The organism is Alkalinema pantanalense CENA528 (genome assembly GCF_050753345.1).
Taxonomy (GTDB): Bacteria; Cyanobacteriota; Cyanobacteriia; order Leptolyngbyales; family Leptolyngbyaceae; genus Alkalinema; species Alkalinema pantanalense.
Genome location: NZ_JBLZFX010000066.1, coordinates 14505 through 33027, shown reverse-complemented (window position 1 = coordinate 33027; position 18523 = coordinate 14505). Strand labels below are relative to the sequence as shown.

The following is an 18523-nucleotide window of genomic DNA, read 5'->3' as shown; positions in this document are numbered from 1 at the left end:
AGATTCAGCATGAGAAGGCTCTGGGCTACTGCTTCACATTATCCATTATTTCCCAACACGTCTAATAAACCACAATGCTGAAATCAAATTGATTGGTCAATGCTACCGATCCGATCGCTCTTAAAACGGAAATTTAACTAAATTCTTTAAAAGTTTGTCTTGTTAGGAACATTGCTTCTCCGAGGGCATCTCATTATGGAACAAGCTTAGCCATAGGGTAGCGAGGGATTCCTTAAGCGTCAACTTGGCGGCAATGTGGTAGCAGGCGGAGGAGAGGACAGGAGGGAAGAAATGATACAAATTTCAACAAAATCAGCTTGACTGGCTCGATCGACTCCAGGAGTTGTCCGATCCTGGTATGCTAGGTCGGTATTCTGTCCGTCTACTCTCCAACGATTACAACCTATGTCCTTTGTTTCCCATTCCGCCCCCGATCGATCCAATTTTTGGAAGCAGGGTGAGTTAGTCGAAGTCACCATCACGGATTTGAGCGATGGTGGCGATGGGGTCGGTCGAGTGGACGATCGGGTGGTGTTTGTGCCGGATACCGTAACAGGCGATCGGGTCAGCGTTCGCCTACTGCGTGTCAAACCTCAGTACGCCCACGGTAAGGTTGAGAATTTGCTAGAAGCCTCACCCCACCGTGTCCGACCAAGTTGCATCGTAGCGGACAAATGCGGCGGTTGCCAGTGGCAGCATGTCACCTATGAATATCAACTGGAAGCTAAACGCAATCAAGTACTCCAAGCTTTACAACGGATTGGGGGATTTAGTGATGTGAAGGTTGATCCCATGTTAGCGATCGGATCAGCTTTGCACTATCGCAACAAATCAACCTATCCGGTGGGAATTGCTGAGCGGCAAAGTGGTCACTCCAGTACCAAACCCAGCAGTAATCAACCGATTAGCAAACCCAGCCCCAGCAGTAGCAAACCCAGCAGTAGCAAACCGATTATCAAACCTAGCATTCAACGGAATGCACAACCTAGCAGCCAAGACGACAGCGCAACTGAGTTGAAAACGTCGAGTCAATCGATCGTCCATGGTCGAGTCATTGCAGGCTACTACCAAAAGGGGAGTCACCAAATTGTCAATCTCAACCAATGTCCCATCCAAGATGAACGGCTGAATCCCATTCTCGAAGCCGTCAAGCAGGACATCGGCAAACAGAAATGGCCCATCTACGATGAGACGACCCACCAAGGTAATATTCGCCATATTGGTTTGCGAGTAGGACGGCGCACGGGGGATCTGTTATTGACGATCGTGGCCAAGGATCGAAAAATTACTGATCTCTGGCAACAGGCAGAGGCTTGGATGCAGCGCTTTGGATTGGTCGGGGTATGTTTAAATCTGAACCCCGGCAAAACCAATGCCATTTTTGGCCCACAAACCTTTTGTATTGTGGGTCAGGGATACCTGGAAGAAACCTTCGCGGATCTCACACTGCAAATTAGGCCAGATACATTTTTCCAAGTCTACACCGAGCAGGCGGAAGCACTCTTACAAACCATCCAGCAGGAATTGAAGTTGCAGGGCCAAGAAACGATCGTGGACGCCTACTGTGGCATCGGAACCCTTTCATTACCATTGGCAAAACAGGTAAAGCAGGTGATTGGAATTGAATCGCAGGCTGCCGCGATCGAACAAGCTAAAATCAACGCTGCAAGCAACAATATTCATAATGCTGAGTTTCACATCGGTGCCGTGGAAACCGTGTTGCCCACCTTAGAAATTCAGCCAGACATTGTGCTGCTCGACCCCCCCCGCAAAGGCTGTGAGCGTTCGATTCTCGAAATCCTGCGACAATGGCACCCCCACAACATTGTCTATGTCAGTTGTAACCCCGCCACCCTCGCACGGGATTTAAAGATTCTCTGCTCCGATGGACTGTATGCATTACAACGAGTGCAGCCAGCGGATTTCTTTCCCCAAACCCCCCATGTGGAGACAGCAGTATTCCTAGTACGATCGGATTGTACCCAGGAAACTTAACTCCAATCAAAAAGCCTCCGAAGGAGCGACTGGAGGCTTCACTCAACTTCTGGAGGCTTCCCATCAAGGATGGTTTGACCAATGGTTATTTGTACATTTGATGCTAGCTATTGCCGTTCTGAAGTAACATAGCATCCAATTCATTATTGAGATCCCAAGGGCTATCTAGATCGTTGACCGAACCCACATCAACAGCTTGGCTATCCAGATCAAATGCCATTTCTACATCTACATCTACATCTACTTCTACATTGTCTGTACTGCTAGCTTCTGCATTCATAAATGCAAATTCATCTAGCTCGCTATCCACATCCCCCATCATGCCAGCCGAAACCGCTGGGTCAGCATCCATCTCATCATTCATCAAACCATCAAACTCGCTGCCAATTTCCGCGTCTAGTCCCGCACTGAGGTCATTCTCATCCAAGTCACTCCCAGCAAAGGCGGCTTCAATCGAACTTGCCTCATCTTCCAGCAAGGCTGCGTCGAAAGTGGACTCATCCGTGAGTTCATCGGCCATTTCCGGTACATCAAAGGCCATTGCATCGATCGCGGATTCAGTGATCTCAGGAACCGAGATCGCACTATTGTCCATCATCGATAAACTGTCTGAAGCTTGCAGGGGAGAGGGATCCACAGACTCCGGCACAGAAGCAACGGGTTGCACAGCAGGAGCAACGGATGCGGCAACTTGCTGGACTTCCATGGAAGTGGCCATGGGTGCTGCACTGGGGTGAAATTGCAGGCTGAGTTGCAAAGTGCCGCTTTGCCAGTCTGGTGCGCCCGGTTGGAGAACTTCACAGGGAATGCCTTGCTGGAGCAGTGCCATAATTTCATCAATGGACAGTGCTCCAGACTGCTTCAGAATGGTTTCTAATTGGCGCAAAAGGGTATGAATTCTGAGGGTTGCGTCGTTCTGCAACAATGCGCCCTTGCCCTGAAAATTCTCAATATGGATAACGTCTTTGGTAGAAAGTGAGAAATTACCCTGTTGACTCATGGTGCTGGTTCTCCTTAGGCTATTGGTGTTAAATTGCCCTCACAGGAGATTCTGATAACCGAATCCACAAAAATTCAGTAATTTCCTCAAAAAAACTCAGCAACGATCGCTGCTGAGTGGGTAGCTGTGAAAATTGATACGCTCCGATCGAATAACCTAGCTTGATCATGGCAGCCTACTGTGCCTCCCTCATCGGGGGTTATACGTAACCTTTCGGCAATTACGGGCACATTTTTTGAAAGAACTTGTTTTGAAAGAACTTGTCTCCGTAACAGGTCAACCTGATTGACTTGCGTTACCAAATTTGCCCTACCAGATTGCCTTACAAGTGTTAGAAACTTGGATGAATTTGAGTCTTGAAGATATTGCTACTCGTGACAACGATAATTCAGTCACAGACTTCATCCCAAACAGTGGCTTCATCCCAAACAAGAGAAATGGAGATGCGTTGCACCAGGGGGTAGTGCCCTGACGTAAAGGATAGAGAAAATTTACCTTAAGCGATTAGGCTTCTGCCACACAACGTTCGACAAAGCCTAATTATTCTCTACCCTCGAAGAAATAAGACTCCCAACCAGCGAAAAACTGTGAAAAAAGCTGTAATCCAGAGATCGGGCAAAAAGAAGATCGATCGATCGACTCATGCCCTCTTCTCTAAGCGTCACCGACCATAGGCTAATGCTTTTTTTTGTGTTTCCCGTTTTTCTCCTTATCTTCCTTCTCCTTTTCTTTCCCATGGCTTTGCCCAAAACCCACCAATGGCGCAGCACCCTCGGGGCTGAAATCCCGCAACATTTTGCGCAATTCAATACTATGCATTTCCTCTTGCCCAATCATGCCCCGTGCATATTCTTCCAAGTACACGCTGGCATTTTCCACCACTTCTAGCAAGTCTTTATAGAGCTGAAGTGCTTGGGTTTCATGGTTCATGCTCTCCAGCAAAATGTCATAGATTGAATGCTTAAAGCTTTCCTCGATCGGCGCAATTTTCAAACTCGGGTGTCCCCCCAACCCCGTCAAAATCTCCCCTGCTTGTTGCGCATGGAGAAGCGATTCGTTTGCCTGCCCTTTTAAAAACTGAACAATCGGAATGCGGTTCGGGCCTGTCACCATTAACGAGTAATGCGTATAGCGCACCACGCCTGCCAATTCGTATTCCATAATCAAGTTCAGCAACTGCGTAGTAGATGTAAGGTCAAGATCTTTCATGCGGAATCTTCTCAAGTAGTAGACGTTAAAAACTCGATCGCCATTGTTGCGAATAGCTAGATGCAACTGACTATAGTAACAGCTTCATTTCAGAATGATCCTTACACTTCGTAATTCTGTGAAGAGTGATTGGGAAAGAAGGATTAAAAACCGGAATCTATTGATCTGATGTAGTCCTGGCTTCTCTCCGACTGCAATTGGATCCTCGATAATTATCAATTCTATACTTTTTACTATCAACAAGGAGACCTACTTGCAAATCAATAAGGGCTTGTGTATGCTATTTGCATCAAGCAAGTGTTATTGAGAGTAAACCGAGAGTATACCTATGCCAAGTTCCTATACGGCTGCATCGCTCAAGGCCGAGCTCAACGAACGGGGGTGGCGGATGACCCCCCAGCGGGAAGTGATTCTCCATGTGTTTCAAAATCTGCCCGAGGGTAATCACCTCAGTGCAGAGGATCTTTATGAACTGCTAGAAAAACAAAATGCAGGCATTAGCCTATCCACGATTTACCGTACCCTCAAGCTAATGTCGCGGATGGGAATTTTGCGGGAATTGGAGCTGGCGGAAGGCCACAAGCACTACGAAATCAACCAGCCGTCCCCCTACCACCACCACCATTTAATTTGTGTTCGCTGTAGCAAAACCATTGAATTTAAGAGTGATTCTGTGCTGAAAGTCGGTGCCAAAGTCGCCGAAAAAGAAGGTTTTCATCTATTAGACTGCCAAATGACAGTTCATGCCGTCTGCCCCACCTGTCAGCGATCGCTCGCTCCCTTGGTGTAGTAAGAAATCTGGACTGCGGTGATTCACGATCAATTGTTTGCAGTCGTGTGTTTGCAGTCATGAAATGTTGCTGTAGTTAACAACTCGTTGAGAGTTTATCTTTTTGATTGATTTGATTGAATCACCTACTCAGCTTTTCAATTAGTAGGTTGATGAGTTTAGATCGATCGTTGAGCCTATCAGCCTATGTCAGAGTTTCCCCATGACGACTTTGCCAAAGCATTCCTCTCGGAACTGTTAAGTTTGATCGGCACCCCCACCGCCAATCATCCCCTCAAGGGCGAAACCCTTGTTGCAGATCTTTGGCTAGAATTCAGGCCCCAGCAGCAAGCACTGCACCAACTGGGCCTTCTGGGTAAACTCTTCAGCAAAGATAGTTTGATTGAAGTCTTTCGCAATCCCGCGACACTCGTAGAAATTCGATCGTGTCAAAGTAAGCTGTCTCACCTCGAAAATCGCCTGATTCGCCAAGCAAAACGTCAGAGTGTCATGCTGCGGGAAGAGGAGCTACCAGAACTCTGGTTGATCATGCCCACTGCATCCGATGGAATCCGGGAAAAATTTGGTGCTCATCTCACAGATGATCCAGGCGTCTATCGCTTTCCAGAAGGGCAGCGTGTTGGACTAGTGGTCATTCACCAATTGGTGCCAACGGAAGAAACCCTCTGGTTACGGATGTTAGGGCGCAATGGTAAACAAAAACGGGCGATCGAGGAATTTGCTCAGTTACCGACGACCAGCGAGCTCCATGCTAGCATTGAAGAAATTCTCGCGGACTATCGCACCAACCTAGAAACACGACGACAACTCACTCCAGATGATGAGGAGCTAATTATGCAATTATCTGCTGCTTATCTAAAACGACGGCAAGAATGGCGTGATGAAGCCCGAGCGGAGGGACTCGCGGAAGGTCTGGCCGAGGGATTAGCGGAAGGACGTGCCGAAGGACGTGCCGAAGGGCAAGAGTTGGCGGTTCGATCGGTGGCGTTGGGGCTGCTGCGCGAGGGGATCGCGGTAGAGGTGATTGCACGCACCACCGGTTTGCCGATCGACGCGATCGAGCAACTCCGTCAAGAACTGGATCACTAAGTTCCAGACACGGCTCTAATCACTGTGATAATCCCGGCAACCGATCGCCGATTCAGATAGGGCAATCACCGGGTGAATTGTACATTTTAAGTTGTAATCCCCGGTGAAATATTGACAGGTACTACAGGGAATCTGATGCAGCCGCTTAACGGCCTTGTAGCCTTGCCTTAGGTTGCGGGTCAGGCTGACTACAAGCAAGCCCACCAACCCCCAAGCGATCGTGAAACACAGTCCAGTGAAGCAAGTTCTAACCCAAACCATGGAATCCTCTCACGCAAACATGGATTTGCCGATCGATTCTTGGATTTCTAAATAACGACTAGGTAGAAGGAATAAAATTTCCTCCTACCTGAGGTCTATAAGGATGTTTATGCGGCGAGCAAAACGTGAATTTTAATTGGCACTTGTCGTTGCGATTTTAAGCTACTACAAAGTTTACCAATTTACCGGGAACGACGATCGTTTTCTTAATCTCTTTGCCCGCAATGTGCTTTTGGGCAATGTCAGAATTCTTCGCCAGTTCCTCGATTTGCTCCTTGGTGGATGCTGCCGGAACCGTGATTGTCCCTCGGGTTTTGCCCAGGATTTGAATCACGATCGTCAACTCATCGGCCACTAGCGCCTTGGGATCCACGATCGGGAAGCCGTGGGTGTGGATCGACTGGGCATTCCCCAAGCTGGCCCACAGTTCATCGGCCATGTGGGGCGCAAAGGGCGCTAACAACAGCAGTAACGTTTGCACCCCTTCTGCATAGACCGGAGACGTTTTGCCCTTCGCATCATTCAAGGCATTGCTCAGCTTCATCAACTCCGAGACAGCCGTGTTGAACTGATAGTCATCGGTTAAATCCTCCGTGACTTCCTTAATCGCAGTGTGAATCGATCGACGCAGATCCTTTTCTTCTTTGGTCAAGCTATCGGGTAAGGTTACCGGATCGGCAGAAATCCCCGACTCCGTCACCAAGCGCCAGACCCGGTTTAAAAAGCGAAACTGACCTTCCACATCCGCATCATCCCACTCCAAATCCTTTTCTGGCGGGGCTTTAAACAGAATAAACATCCGAGCAGTGTCGGCTCCGTATTTGCTAATCACATCACCGGGAGCAACGCCATTGTGTTTGGATTTGGACATCTTTTCGTACACTACTTCCAATGCTTCCCCCGTCTCCGGATCGGTGGGATTGGCAAAGTCGGTAATGTTTTGGGGAATGACGTATTTGTCAGTACGCGGATTTTTGTAAGTTCTGCCCTGCACCATGCCCTGGGTCAGTAAGCGCTGGAAGGGCTCATCGCAATTCAGCAAATTCCTATCACGCACCACTTTGGTAAAGAATCGGGAATACAGCAAGTGCAAAATCGCGTGCTCAATCCCACCCACATATTGATCCACAGGCATCCAATCACTGCCGATCGTCGGATCGAAAACCGCCTCCGCATTCTGGGCATCGGGATAGCGCATGAAGTACCAAGAGGAACACATGAAGGTATCCATCGTGTCCGTTTCCCGTTTAGCAGGGGTTCCGCAACTGGGACAGGGGGTGTTGACCCAAGACTCCAACTTCGCCAGGGGAGAACCTTTGCCGGAAAATTCCACATCCTCAGGTAACTGCACAGGCAACTGGTCATCGGGAACCGGAACTGCACCGCAGTCGGGACAATGGACGATCGGGATGGGACAGCCCCAGTAGCGCTGCCGAGAAATCAACCAATCCCGCAGACGATAATTAGCAGTCCCTTTACCCTTTTGGTTCGTTTCCAGCCATTGCACCGCCGCTTCCACACTTTGGCCTGTGCCCTTGCCAGCGGGAACGCCATCCAAGGGGCCGGAGTTGGCCATGACGCCCTCTCCTGGCCAAGCTTCCGTCAGCGTTGCACCATCTAAGCTTTCGCCCTCCGGCTGTACGACGACCTTCACCTCTAAGCCAAACTTGCGGGCAAACTCGAAGTCCCGTTGGTCATGGGCCGGAACCGCCATGATTGCCCCCGTGCCATAGTCCATCATGACGTAGTCGGCAATCCAGATGGGTACCTTCGCGCCATTGACAGGATTGATGGCATAGCTGCCTGTCCAAACCCCCGTTTTTTCCTTGCCTTCGGCGGTGCGATCGATGTCGCTTTTGGCTTCGGCTTCGGCTTGGTAGGCTTTGATCGCTTCAGCTTGGGCAGGCACGGTTAATTTTTCCACCAGGGGATGTTCCGGCGCGATCACCATGAAGGTGGCTCCCCACAGGGTATCGGGGCGGGTGGTGAAGACGACCAAGTCGTCGCCCTGCTCGGTTTGGAAGGTGACTTGCGCGCCCGTGGACTTGCCGATCCAGTTGGCCTGCATCAAGCGCACCTTTTCCGGCCAGCCGCCCAGTTGCTCTAAGTCCTGCAACAGTTGCTCGGCATAGTCAGTAATTTTGAAGAACCATTGGCGCAGTTGTTTGCGTTCAACCTTTGCGCCCGATCGCCACGATCGCCCTTCGCTATCCACCTGTTCGTTAGCCAGCACGGTTTGATCAACGGGATCCCAGTTGACGGTGGCTTCCTTTTGGTAGGCTAAGCCCGCTTGGAAGAATTGCAGGAACAGCCATTGCGTCCATTTGTAGTAGTCGGGGGAGCAGGTGGTGACTTCTTTGCTCCAGTCGAAGGAGATCCCCAGGCTGTCCAACTGTTTGCGCATTTGGGCAATGTTGGAGTACGTCCATTTGGCGGGATGGATGCCCCGTTCGATCGCGGCATTTTCCGCTGGCAACCCAAAGGCATCCCAACCCATGGGATTCAGAACCCGATAGCCCTGCATCCGCTTCAGGCGGGCGATGACATCCACGATCGTATAGACGCGGACGTGACCCATGTGGAGGTTACCCGAAGGATAGGGAAACATCGACAGTGCATAGAATTTGGGCTTGCTGCTGTCGGTTGAAGTTTGGTGCAGACCTTGTTCGGCCCACACCTGCTGCCATTTTTCCTCAATCTCAGCGGGACTGTAACGAGACTCCACGGGATTCACTCCTGCAATTGACGCTATGCAAACAACCATTCTAAAAGCTGGACGGCATTCGGGATAAATATTGCTGCTAATCTTGCCAGCCGCTTCCTAGATTTGTAATACATTTTTATTACATGTAGTATACGCCATTTCCGGAAGAGAGGGCGCAATAATTAAGAATCTATGGCAGCGGCGGAGCATTCGTTAGAACCCTAGAGACAATGAGAGAGCAGTCAGATTTTCCTATTCCCTGACTACTCTCCCACCCCTCTACCCCCTGACACTCTCCCACCCCTTCACTCATCCAATCTTTCGCCCATGAAATCACCGAATTCTCCCAAACCCCAAATCACAGAATCTATGCTGAAGTCCCATTCGACGGCGCAATCCTTCGATCGCGGGCAGGACTATTATCGATCGGAGGCTGTGGTTGAAATCATCCAGCGGGGTGGAGTCCTTCAGGCGTTGGTTGAAGGGAGTGAATACGAGCCCTATTGTGTGCAATTGACGATCGATGCTGGGGGCATTCGGCAGGCGACTTGTACCTGTCAGTATGACTATGAAGGATGGTGTAAACATATCATTGCGGTTGGTTTAACCTGTATTCATAACTCCGAGCAGATTGAAACAGGAAGAACGATCGAGGAAATTCTGGAACCCTTCAATTTAGAGCAGGTTAAGCAACTGGTTGTTGAGTTGGTAAAAGATGACCCGCAGATTATCAATAATATTGAACTAATTACCATTCAGTTAGAAGCTCGACCAACGCAGGCGACGACTCAGAAAGCATCACAGCAGCGATCGTCTCAGACTGCGGAACCACTTGCTAAAAAGTCTGCTGGCAGAACTCGTACCCGGAAAACGACGATCGATCCAAAACCCTTCGCGACTCAAGTTCGCTACTTAGTACGAAATACTGTCAACCATTGGGAAGAAGGCGGAGAAGAGAATCTGTTGATGGAGGAGTTACCAGAGTTAATTCAGTCCGCCTTGGAATTCAGCGATCGGGGGGATGGGGAAAGTGCCAGCATAATTTTAGAGGCGATCACAACAGAAATTTGCCGGGGCTGGGATGACCTATCGGACTATGGTGGTGATGCACAAGAAGTTTTGCAGGTGCTTGATCCAGCTTGGGCGGCGGTGATTTTGACGAGCGAGTTATCTGAGCAGGAACGCATCGATCGCCAAGTCCAATTAGAGGAATGGGCCGATGAATTGAATGCGGAGTTTTCCCTGGGTAGTGCAGCTCTGCGCGAGGGCTGGGATGATGAACGGTTACAGGCGGTATTAGCTGGAGAATCTACCGATTTATGGGGGGAGGAACGACCGGACTATGCCGATGATTTAGCTCAAGTTCGCCTCGCAATCTTGGATCAGCAAGGGCGAACGGTGGAATATCTTCGTCTAGCAGAAGCGGAACAGCAAATTCGATCGGCTATGGAAATGTTGATTGAATGCGATCGTATTTCCGAGGCCATGGCAATGGTCGATCGATTACCGACGATCGATGATGCGTTTGAAGTAGCGAAATGTCTACGGCAACAGGAAGCTATTCCAGAAGCATTACAGGTGGCAGAATGGGGCTTAACGCTGCCCAAGTATACTTCTGACAGGTGGCAAACGTTTATGCTGGACGCTTCTAGCCCATCGGATGCCCCCTACTTCCGCTATGAAGTGGCCCAGTGGGCGAGCGAGTTAGCGGAGGGTTTGGGAGATAAAGCAAAAGCTTTGGAATTACGAGTCGCCGCCTTCAAAGCTAAGCCTAATTTGGCCGATTATCAAGCGCTAAAAACGCTGGCAGGTAAGCAGTGGAAATCCTTGCAGCCGGAGTTATTGGCTCATTTGCGCCAACTGAATATTTGGTTTGAGGCAGCGGCGAAGGTGAGAATCTTTTTGCAGGAAGGATTAGTAGAGGATGCGATCGCTGTTGTGGATCACTACCACGATCACGATTTAATGCTCCAAGTCATGCAAGCAGCCACCACGAGTCATCCAGATTGGGTGATTCAGCTGGGTAAAAAGTACGCGGAAGAAATTATGGATCGGGGTAAGGCCGATCGCTATGACAGGGCAGCGAAATATCTGAAACAGGTGCAGACGGCCTATCTACAATCCGATCAGCAGGCGTCTTGGACGAAATATCGTGATCAACTGGTTACTCAACATGGACGAAAACGGAAGCTGATGGGGTGTATGCAAGCTGTTGGGTTACTGTGAGCAGAAAATAATAGTCTCAAGCCACTTGGGGGTAGCCAGTTTCCCCTGTCTCTTGGAAGAAGCGATCTTGTATCTTGGGAAAGGCAACTTTGTTGGAGACTAGTCCATGGCTTGGCAGTGGCGACGATCGATTATCAAATCTCTAAAGCTAGTTGCATTGACGATCGCGGCCTTTTGGCTCATGAGTTTGAGTGCCTGTGCATTGCCCCAAATTAAAGCGACCGATCGGTTATTTTTGCCGCTGTCCCTGGATTTTCTGGGAGAGTACGACTTGCCGCAGGATAGCCAGTTTGAGAACACGTCTGTCGGTGGCTTGTCGGGCATCACCTACGATCCCCAGCGCAATGTGTTCTATGCCATTTCCGACGATCGCAGCGAAAAAGCCCCCGCCCGCTTCTATACCCTCAAAATGACCCTCGACCCCGCCTCGAACCTCAGCAAAGTGGAGGTGCAGGGGGTGACATTCCTCCAGCAAGCCAATGGAGAACTGTACGATCGCCGCACGATCGACACTGAAGGGATTAGCCTGACGCCCCAAGGGACGGTGTGGATTTCCAGCGAAGGGGTGGCCCGTGACGATATTCCGCCCTTTGTGAACGAATTTGACGTAAAAACCGGAAAGCTTTTGCGCCAACTCTTTTTCCCTGATTACTACCTTCCAAAAACGATCGAGGATCCGCAGTCTAAGCAAACAACGCGCCAAGGCATTCAGGATAACCTGGGCTTCGAATCGCTCACCCTCAGTGCAGGAGCCGCTCGCATGGGGCCGACGGAACCCTACCGCCTATTCACCGCGACGGAATCCGCCCTCACCCAAGACGCCGAGCCGCAAACTGCCGAAACCCGCGCTAAGGCTCGTCTACTGCATTACTACGTGGAAGCGGAACGGATCGACTTGATTGCAGAGTATCTCTATGAACTGGAACCCGCGCCCAGTGCAACGGTGTACCATGGACTCTGTGAACTGCTATCACTGGATCCGGCAGGACGATTTTTGAGTTTAGAGCGATCGTTTGGGCTGGGGGGCTTTAAGGTGAAGCTGTTTCAACTGTCCTTTGCTGGCGCGAAGGATACGTCTCTTCTACCCACGGTGAAAAATTTGCCCAAGATTGTCAAACCTGTGCAAAAGCAGGCGTTGCTGGATCTAAACGAGTTGGGCATCGACCTAGATAACCTGGAAGGCATGACCCTGGGGCCGCGTTTATCGGATGGATCGCCCAGCCTTCTCTTGGTGAGTGACAACAATTTCAGCGACAATCAGAAAACGCAGTTTCTCCTGTTTCGTGTAAAAGGTTTAAAACCACAATGACCCACGCAACCGATATCAAAACCCTCGTGACCTGGATGGCGGGGGAGTTTAGCAACCAAGAGCAGGCGATCGAGAACCCACCATTTTTTGCCCATATCCGGGTTTGTATGCGACCTTTACCCAAGGAGTTCTTCGACGGAGCAGGGCTATATCTTGAGCAAGCCTATGATTTTGCCCAGGATCAGCCCTATCGACTGCGGGTGTTGCAGTTTGTGGAAGTAGATGGCCGCATTGAGATTCCCCATTACCGGGTCAAAAACGAAGATGCGTTTCGGGGATCCGCCCGCAATTTAGAAAAACTCGCCCAACTGACACGGGATGATTTAGAGCCGATGTGTGGCTGCGGGATGCACGTGGAATGGACGGGGCATAGCTTTAAGGGGCGCGTGGAACCCGGCAAACAGTGCATGGTGGAGCGCAAGGGCCAAACATCTTACTTGGACAATGAGTTTGAGGTGATGGAGCAAGGCCAAACCATGTGGAGCCTCGATCGGGGTCGGGATCCGGAAACCGATGAGATGCTCTGGGGTTCCGTGGCGGGGCCGTTTCACTTTAAGCAAGTCAAGAGCTTTGCCCACGAGTTATCCTGGTAATTTGGCTTATATCAATCAAATTGATTTATCAATGCTACAGATCCGATCCTCCCTAGCCCTCCTTAACAGGGGAGAATTTAGTCAAATTCTTTCAAAGTCCCCCTTATTAAGGGGGATTTAGGGGGATCGTGATGTGTTGCAATAACAAATTTATTTGGACTCAGTACAAGTCGGGCACAGTATAAATCGGGCAAGTTACCATGTCGAGTTTTGATCCTTCCCTGGACGCAACGCGCCAGCAACTTAAAACGGTGCGCAATCTTATGCTGAAGCTGCATAAAGCGTTACTGGACTCGGAAAAGGCCGTTTACGAACAAGCCAACGGACGCATTGCCAACAACATGGAGTTTTTTAAGCTCGTGTTGGAGCATGAGCATTTTGCTTGGTTGCGGGTGATGTCGAAGTACATTGTGGAAATCGATGAAGCCATGGCTGCGAAGGAACCGGTGGAAATGGAGGTGTTGGTGGGATTGTTGGATAAGGCAACGGCTATGCTCCAGCCCAATCCCATGGGGGATCTGCTGTCCCAGCGCTACTATGCCGCGATCGAGCGTGATCCGCTGATTTCTAAAATGCATGTGGAAACAGCGGCACTGTTCCGGAATGATGCATAACTGGAATATGTAGCATTGCTAGCTCACCAAATTTTGCAATTACATACGAATTCAGGTTGTAATTCACTCACTGTTTTCGATGTGGCTTAAGTTTTATTATCTAGATTGGAGTTGGGAATTCCCATGACCGTTCCACCTGAGTTTATGGAAATTGGTAAGATCGTTGCAGCCCAAGGAATTCGGGGCGAGGTAAAGATCTATCCCAGTTCCGATTTTCCAGAACGGTTTGAAGAACCGGGAACCCGCTGGATGCTGCGCCCTAATCAGACCCAACCGGAACCGATCGAACTGCTGAAGGGCTATTACCAGGAAGGAAAGGGTTTATACATTGTCCAGTTGGCGGGAGTGAGCGATCGTAATGCGGCGGAGGCGTTGCGGGGCTGTCTGTTGCTGGTGGAAAGTAGCGATCGGCCTGAGTTAGAGGAAGGTGAATTTCATGTGGCAGATCTGATTGGTCTACCGGTTTATTTACAAGCAACCCAGGATTTGGTGGGAACGGTCAGTAACGTATTGTTTGCGGGAAATGATTTGCTGGAAGTGCAGGCAGAAGGCCGTAAGGAGCCGATTTTAATTCCGTTTGTGGAAGCGATCGTGCCTGTGGTGGATTTGGACGCTAACCGCATCGAAATCACCCCACCCCCTGGATTGATCTAAGGAGCAGTCCATTATTTCAAGATTGGATCAAGCTTGCGTTTGACCTTTCGATGGAGCTTCAACAACCCATCTAGGACAAAACCGCTAGGCGACCACCATCGTACCAATTCCGGAATCGGTGAAAATTTCCAGCAACAGCGAATGGGGCAACCGACCATCGATAATGTGGGCCGCACGCACGCCTTGGGCGAGCGATCGCACACAGCAGCTTAACTTGGGAATCATGCCGCCGGAGACTGTGCCATCATCAATTAACGTGCGGGCTTCTCGAATCGATAGTTGGTGAATTAAGCTATCCGGCACCTTGGGATCCTTCATTAGGCCCGGTGTATCCGTTAGTAGAATTAACTTTTCTGCGCCTAACGCCGCCGCAATTTCCCCGGCTACCGTGTCTGCGTTGATGTTGTAGGACTGGCCCATCTCATCCGCCGCCACACTGGACACGATCGGAATATGGCCATCGTTAATCAACACTTCAATAATTCGGGGATTCACCGTAGACACTTCCCCTACAAAACCAATCCCTTCTTCATCCGCAGGCCGCGCCGTCAGCAGGTTGCCATCTTTGCCACACAGCCCCACCGCAGAGCCACCCGCTTGGTTGACTAGGGCCACAATCTCTTTGTTTAACCGTCCCACGAGTACCATTTCCACCACATCCATCGTTGGGGCATCGGTCACGCGCAGACCGTTTTTGAACTGGGGTTCAATGTTTAGCTTACCCAGCCAGGTATTGATTTCTGGGCCGCCCCCATGGACGAGCACCGGACGAATGCCCACCGACGCCATAAACACCACATCCCGAATCACCTGATCCTTGAGGGTGCTGTCCTTCATGGCTGCGCCGCCGTATTTCACCACGATCGTCCGCCCTGCAAACTGTTGAATATAGGGCAGCGCCTCACTCAGAATATTGACCCGAACCGAGGCATCCGCGAGGCAGTTATCAAGGGGCATGGACATGGCGATCGACCGCTGGTTAAACAAACAACGTTATCTAGATTACAAGGTTATTTGAAAGATGGCGTCAGATGTAAGGGAGTGATGAGATTACTCTTCTAGGTGAAAGGGTTTTTGGCGGTTCAGCTCTTCGATCGCCGCGTCCTGTTCTCGCTTTTCCTGGCAGGCTTTGGCGAGGGCGAGGAGGATGCGATCGCAAATTTCCTCGGGGGTATCGGTTTCCCCTAGCAGGATCCTCAGGTCGGCTTGGGCGTAGAGGGCTTGGCGATCGTGGTAGAGCGATCGCAGCTTGGTTTCCAAATCAGTGCCTTGGAGCAGGGGGCGGGTGGTGTCTGCTTCCAGCCGAGTTTTCAGAATCTCGATCGAGGCATCGAGCCAGATGATCACCCCATGGCGCAGGTAGCCCCAGTTTTCTGGTTTGAGGACGATGCCGCCGCCGGTGGACACTAACTTCCGGCCATGGCTAGAAATTTCCGCTAGGACGCGGGTTTCCAGTTCCCGAAACACCGCTTCCCCGGATTCCGCAAAAATTTGGCTTACCGGCTGCTGGGCCACCTGTTCAATCACCCTGTCGCTGTCGAAGAACTGGTAGCCCAGGCGATCGGCCAGTATTTTGCCAACGGTGGATTTGCCGGATCCCATCATGCCAATGAGATAGAGGTTGGTGCCTTGCAGGGCTTGGTGGACGGTGGTGGAATTAACGATCATCTTCTAAGTTGCGGGAGGGGGGGACAATGACTCGAAATTCGGCGTCTACGACATCCCGGCGCAGGGGTTGACGGGGTTGGGGTTCGCGGGTGGGTTGGGGCCGATCGACGACGGGGCCATTGTCCCAATCTTCGTCCCAATCTTCAACCACGGGATTATCTTCGTCCCAATCATCATCCCAGTCTTCGCGATCGCGGGTTCGATCGCGGGGGGCTTGCCGATTTTGCTGCCGATCGCGGGTTCGATCGCCCGATCGTTGCCCCCAACGGGGAAGTTTGACCGAGGTGCTGGAGAGTTTGAGCAGGGCGGTGATGGCGAAGCTGGTGCCACTGCCCAACAGCAATGCCAGGAGCAACCAAAGGGCCAGCGGCAACGGCCCTAGCGCCACGCCAAAAAAGACCAGTGGCAAACTCGTAGTGACGTTTTGCCAGATGAAGATGCCTATCCCCAGGGTCAGCCCTAGGAGGGAAATTAAGCGGACAATGGGCATGGTAGCTAGCTGATGGCCGATCTGCATCAGCCCTCGATCGAACATCTTCCAGCTTAGCCCACAGCGGATAACCCTGGCGCGATCGATCCTCTGGCGGGCAAACGGGTGCAGTCGGGGTGGGATTTTGCGAAGGGGTTGCGGGTGCAAGTGGGTGAGGTGTTGGGTTAGGGCTGGTGGGTTGGGGCTGGCCGATCGCGTTCCATCATGCTGATGTATTTCCAGTCGGAGCCGAGGACGGGGATGGGGGGACTCCAGCGAATGCGTTCGCAAAATCGCACTACTTGCAGTTGGTTGATGGTGGATTGGATTTCTTCGCGGGTGCCGAGGAGGTAGATTTGGAAGGGTCTGCGGGTGTCGTCGATCGAAGTTTCTGGAAGGTCGGGGCCGCCAAAGCCAATGAACATGGGATTTCTCCTGATTGTAGATGGGGAGGAAATCCCAAAAATTAAAGCCACCCTTTTGCGCAGGACAAGTAGGGTGGCCCGATCGAATGCTAAAATCCGTGTCAGACCGCCTAGCTGCTGTATCCAGCTTGGGGTTTAGCTACCCTCTGTTGGTGTCAACAACGTTGGGTAGCGCTTTAATTTCTGGGGTCGTAGCTGATGCGATCGGGACTTTGCGAACACGGTTGCACTCAGCTATGAGAAACAAGCCTAGGGGGAAAGTGGGGCGCTGTCAACTGTTTTGCGATTGTTTGCAATGTTGTGATATTTGGTAACGTGGCGTGGCATCTGGAAACAATAGGTTCGATCGTGGGTATTCGATCGGCCTAGTACCAAATTAATTTTTGATTGCGATGCATATCGATCCCCCTAAATCCCCCTATCTCCTACGGAGAGGCTACGCCAAGAAAAAGGGGGACTTTGAGAGAATTTGGCTAAATTTTCCTAAAACAGGAGAAGATTTGAGTGTGTTTTTCCGGTTCTCCCTTTTTTCTAGCGTTAGCGGCGCGTAGCGCGGAGGGTAGGGGGAATCGGATCTGTAGGCGTAATAGATCAATTAGGTAGAGTAAGCTGTAGATACAGATTTTTGAAAGAAGGACATTATCATGACGCTTGCTGATGTACTTCCTGCTGCACGGCAGCTTTCCTCAACAGAGAAGCTCAAGTTGATCCGAATTCTGGCTGAGGATTTGGAAATGGCTGAAAATATTGCACCGTTGGAACCCTTTAAAACCTACGATTTGCCAACGCCCTATGATTGTTTTGGGGCTGGTGCAGCGTTAATGGAAGCCTTTCAGCATTCAGAGGCAAGTCAGCAATAACTTCTGTGCTTTCAATAATTTATGCGCTTTCAATACTCAACCACTAGCCCAGCCCAGAATGAGTTTGACAGTCTGCCAAGGCTACCGTTTTTGCTGAATCGAGGCGATCGGAAAGCTGAAGTCATTGGTTTAGTGGATAGTGGAGCTACGGTTAATGTTTTGCCCTATGAGCTAGGTCTTCAGCTAGGGGGAATTTGGGACGATCGCAGAGCCATCATTCAGCTAGCAGGGAATCTCAGCAATCAGTCTGCTATGCCTTTTTCCGCGATCGCTCAAGTTGGAGAATTTCCACCAATCGAATTACTTTTTGCATGGGTGAAACGACCCAATACTCCATTAATTTTGGGGCAAACGAACTTTTTCCTTGAATTTGATGTTTGTTTCTATCGCTCCAAAATGGAGTTTGAAGTTAAACCAAAATCCTAAACCGAAAATTAACGATAAATGCAATGGCAGGGCTCGATTTTTCAGGGAAGCGATCCCAAATTGGCAACAAGCTGTTGCCAAAATCGAAGGCTCTGAGGTGGTACAAATTACCCGTCTCTCATAAACCGATCGGGGTTGCAGAGTACCAAATCACGCATACTTTGCCGGAGGAGCTACGATCGCGCTTGCCGAGTATTGAGCAGATTGAGGCGGAATTGGGGCTATGACGAT

The 18523-nt window shown here is 50.5% G+C and carries 19 protein-coding genes; 11 read left to right on the top strand and 8 right to left on the bottom strand.

Annotated features, from left to right (window positions below):
* Positions 1 to 405: 405 nt before the first annotated feature.
* Positions 406 to 1995, top strand: a complete 1590-nt coding sequence (gene rlmD, locus ACN4EG_RS18745) for a 23S rRNA (uracil(1939)-C(5))-methyltransferase RlmD (protein ID WP_431631698.1) — start codon at positions 406 to 408, stop codon at positions 1993 to 1995.
* A gap of 103 nt (positions 1996 to 2098) precedes the next feature.
* Here the strand turns inward: rlmD and ACN4EG_RS18740 are convergent, their stop codons facing one another.
* Complete coding sequence (locus ACN4EG_RS18740) at positions 2099 to 2995, bottom strand: KGK domain-containing protein (protein ID WP_431631697.1); 897 nt, start codon at positions 2993 to 2995, stop codon at positions 2099 to 2101.
* A 675-nt stretch (positions 2996 to 3670) separates the two neighbouring features.
* Positions 3671 to 4204 (bottom strand): ferritin-like domain-containing protein, encoded by a 534-nt coding sequence (locus tag ACN4EG_RS18735; RefSeq protein WP_431631696.1) that lies wholly within the window; start codon positions 4202 to 4204, stop codon positions 3671 to 3673.
* A 328-nt stretch (positions 4205 to 4532) separates the two neighbouring features.
* Between ACN4EG_RS18735 and ACN4EG_RS18730 the strand changes: the two genes are divergently transcribed.
* Positions 4533 to 4994: a transcriptional repressor gene (locus tag ACN4EG_RS18730; RefSeq protein WP_431631695.1), complete on the top strand. Its 462-nt coding sequence runs from the start codon at positions 4533 to 4535 to the stop codon at positions 4992 to 4994.
* Positions 4995 to 5180: 186 nt separating this feature from the next.
* Complete coding sequence (locus ACN4EG_RS18725; protein ID WP_431631694.1) at positions 5181 to 6083, top strand: RpnC/YadD family protein; 903 nt, start codon at positions 5181 to 5183, stop codon at positions 6081 to 6083.
* Positions 6084 to 6098: 15 nt separating this feature from the next.
* Here the strand turns inward: ACN4EG_RS18725 and ACN4EG_RS18720 are convergent, their stop codons facing one another.
* Together ACN4EG_RS18720 and leuS are read right to left on the bottom strand one after the other, a co-directional pair.
* Positions 6099 to 6344 (bottom strand): hypothetical protein, encoded by a 246-nt coding sequence (locus ACN4EG_RS18720; protein ID WP_431631692.1) that lies wholly within the window; start codon positions 6342 to 6344, stop codon positions 6099 to 6101.
* A 157-nt stretch (positions 6345 to 6501) separates the two neighbouring features.
* Complete coding sequence (gene leuS / locus ACN4EG_RS18715; protein WP_431631691.1) at positions 6502 to 9069, bottom strand: leucine--tRNA ligase; 2568 nt, start codon at positions 9067 to 9069, stop codon at positions 6502 to 6504.
* 306 nt (positions 9070 to 9375) lie between these two features.
* On the opposite strand from leuS, the gene ACN4EG_RS18710 reads away from it, so the two are divergent.
* The 5 genes from ACN4EG_RS18710 (at position 9376) to rimM (ending at position 14444) form a co-directional block, all read left to right on the top strand.
* Positions 9376 to 11274 (top strand): SWIM zinc finger family protein, encoded by a 1899-nt coding sequence (locus ACN4EG_RS18710; protein WP_431631689.1) that lies wholly within the window; start codon positions 9376 to 9378, stop codon positions 11272 to 11274.
* Between the two features lie 106 nt (positions 11275 to 11380).
* Complete coding sequence (locus tag ACN4EG_RS18705) at positions 11381 to 12583, top strand: esterase-like activity of phytase family protein (protein ID WP_431631687.1); 1203 nt, start codon at positions 11381 to 11383, stop codon at positions 12581 to 12583.
* A complete protein-coding gene (locus ACN4EG_RS18700) occupies positions 12580 to 13176 on the top strand; it encodes a chromophore lyase CpcT/CpeT (RefSeq protein WP_431631686.1) in 597 nt (198 codons plus the stop codon). Before ACN4EG_RS18705 ends, ACN4EG_RS18700 begins: the two co-directional genes overlap by 4 nt.
* 200 nt (positions 13177 to 13376) lie before the next feature.
* The gene (locus tag ACN4EG_RS18695; RefSeq protein WP_431631684.1) at positions 13377 to 13790 is read left to right on the top strand and encodes a hypothetical protein; all 414 of its coding nucleotides are present in this window, start codon (positions 13377 to 13379) and stop codon (positions 13788 to 13790) included.
* A 123-nt stretch (positions 13791 to 13913) separates the two neighbouring features.
* Positions 13914 to 14444 (top strand): ribosome maturation factor RimM, encoded by a 531-nt coding sequence (gene rimM / locus ACN4EG_RS18690; RefSeq protein ID WP_431631683.1) that lies wholly within the window; start codon positions 13914 to 13916, stop codon positions 14442 to 14444.
* Between the two features lie 84 nt (positions 14445 to 14528).
* Here the strand turns inward: rimM and argB are convergent, their stop codons facing one another.
* The 4 genes from argB to ACN4EG_RS18670 form a co-directional block, all read right to left on the bottom strand.
* Complete coding sequence (gene argB, locus ACN4EG_RS18685; RefSeq protein WP_431631681.1) at positions 14529 to 15407, bottom strand: acetylglutamate kinase; 879 nt, start codon at positions 15405 to 15407, stop codon at positions 14529 to 14531.
* An 87-nt stretch (positions 15408 to 15494) separates the two neighbouring features.
* The gene (locus ACN4EG_RS18680) at positions 15495 to 16112 is read right to left on the bottom strand and encodes a shikimate kinase (protein WP_431631680.1); all 618 of its coding nucleotides are present in this window, start codon (positions 16110 to 16112) and stop codon (positions 15495 to 15497) included.
* On the bottom strand, positions 16102 to 16602 hold the full coding sequence (locus tag ACN4EG_RS18675; RefSeq protein ID WP_431631679.1) for a hypothetical protein: 501 nt from the start codon (positions 16600 to 16602) through the stop codon (positions 16102 to 16104). The genes ACN4EG_RS18680 and ACN4EG_RS18675 overlap by 11 nt, the downstream gene beginning before the upstream one ends.
* Before the next feature lie 164 nt (positions 16603 to 16766).
* Positions 16767 to 17006, bottom strand: a complete 240-nt coding sequence (locus ACN4EG_RS18670) for a hypothetical protein (RefSeq protein ID WP_431631678.1) — start codon at positions 17004 to 17006, stop codon at positions 16767 to 16769.
* A gap of 644 nt (positions 17007 to 17650) precedes the next feature.
* On the opposite strand from ACN4EG_RS18670, the gene ACN4EG_RS18665 reads away from it, so the two are divergent.
* The 3 genes from ACN4EG_RS18665 to ACN4EG_RS18655 are packed head-to-tail and all read left to right on the top strand — an operon-like array spanning position 17651 to position 18519.
* Positions 17651 to 17866, top strand: coding sequence for a hypothetical protein (locus tag ACN4EG_RS18665; protein ID WP_431631676.1), 216 nt, complete (start codon positions 17651 to 17653; stop codon positions 17864 to 17866).
* A gap of 21 nt (positions 17867 to 17887) precedes the next feature.
* Positions 17888 to 18292: a hypothetical protein gene (locus tag ACN4EG_RS18660; protein ID WP_431631675.1), complete on the top strand. Its 405-nt coding sequence runs from the start codon at positions 17888 to 17890 to the stop codon at positions 18290 to 18292.
* Between the two features lie 23 nt (positions 18293 to 18315).
* Positions 18316 to 18519 carry a hypothetical protein gene (locus tag ACN4EG_RS18655; RefSeq protein ID WP_431631673.1) on the top strand — a complete coding sequence of 68 codons (204 nt, stop codon included), beginning with the start codon at positions 18316 to 18318 and terminating at the stop codon, positions 18517 to 18519.
* Positions 18520 to 18523 lie beyond the last annotated feature (4 nt).

What these genes read in the sequence shown, in the direction of transcription:
- rimM (WP_431631683.1), top strand. Translation starts at nt 13,914, where the DNA reads ATGACCGTTCCACCTGAGTTTATGGAAATTGGTAAGATCGTTGCAGCC.
- ACN4EG_RS18695 (WP_431631684.1), top strand. Translation starts at nt 13,377, where the DNA reads ATGTCGAGTTTTGATCCTTCCCTGGACGCAACGCGCCAGCAACTTAAA.
- ACN4EG_RS18740 (WP_431631697.1), bottom strand. Translation starts at nt 2,995, where the DNA reads ATGAGTCAACAGGGTAATTTCTCACTTTCTACCAAAGACGTTATCCAT.
- ACN4EG_RS18710 (WP_431631689.1), top strand. Translation starts at nt 9,376, where the DNA reads ATGAAATCACCGAATTCTCCCAAACCCCAAATCACAGAATCTATGCTG.
- ACN4EG_RS18660 (WP_431631675.1), top strand. Translation starts at nt 17,888, where the DNA reads ATGCGCTTTCAATACTCAACCACTAGCCCAGCCCAGAATGAGTTTGAC.
- ACN4EG_RS18665 (WP_431631676.1), top strand. Translation starts at nt 17,651, where the DNA reads ATGACGCTTGCTGATGTACTTCCTGCTGCACGGCAGCTTTCCTCAACA.
- ACN4EG_RS18670 (WP_431631678.1), bottom strand. Translation starts at nt 17,006, where the DNA reads ATGTTCATTGGCTTTGGCGGCCCCGACCTTCCAGAAACTTCGATCGAC.
- ACN4EG_RS18725 (WP_431631694.1), top strand. Translation starts at nt 5,181, where the DNA reads ATGTCAGAGTTTCCCCATGACGACTTTGCCAAAGCATTCCTCTCGGAA.
- ACN4EG_RS18680 (WP_431631680.1), bottom strand. Translation starts at nt 16,112, where the DNA reads ATGATCGTTAATTCCACCACCGTCCACCAAGCCCTGCAAGGCACCAAC.
- ACN4EG_RS18735 (WP_431631696.1), bottom strand. Translation starts at nt 4,204, where the DNA reads ATGAAAGATCTTGACCTTACATCTACTACGCAGTTGCTGAACTTGATT.
- ACN4EG_RS18655 (WP_431631673.1), top strand. Translation starts at nt 18,316, where the DNA reads ATGGCAGGGCTCGATTTTTCAGGGAAGCGATCCCAAATTGGCAACAAG.
- ACN4EG_RS18675 (WP_431631679.1), bottom strand. Translation starts at nt 16,602, where the DNA reads ATGCCCATTGTCCGCTTAATTTCCCTCCTAGGGCTGACCCTGGGGATA.
- ACN4EG_RS18730 (WP_431631695.1), top strand. Translation starts at nt 4,533, where the DNA reads ATGCCAAGTTCCTATACGGCTGCATCGCTCAAGGCCGAGCTCAACGAA.
- ACN4EG_RS18700 (WP_431631686.1), top strand. Translation starts at nt 12,580, where the DNA reads ATGACCCACGCAACCGATATCAAAACCCTCGTGACCTGGATGGCGGGG.
- rlmD (WP_431631698.1), top strand. Translation starts at nt 406, where the DNA reads ATGTCCTTTGTTTCCCATTCCGCCCCCGATCGATCCAATTTTTGGAAG.
- argB (WP_431631681.1), bottom strand. Translation starts at nt 15,407, where the DNA reads ATGTCCATGCCCCTTGATAACTGCCTCGCGGATGCCTCGGTTCGGGTC.
- ACN4EG_RS18705 (WP_431631687.1), top strand. Translation starts at nt 11,381, where the DNA reads ATGGCTTGGCAGTGGCGACGATCGATTATCAAATCTCTAAAGCTAGTT.
- ACN4EG_RS18720 (WP_431631692.1), bottom strand. Translation starts at nt 6,344, where the DNA reads ATGGTTTGGGTTAGAACTTGCTTCACTGGACTGTGTTTCACGATCGCT.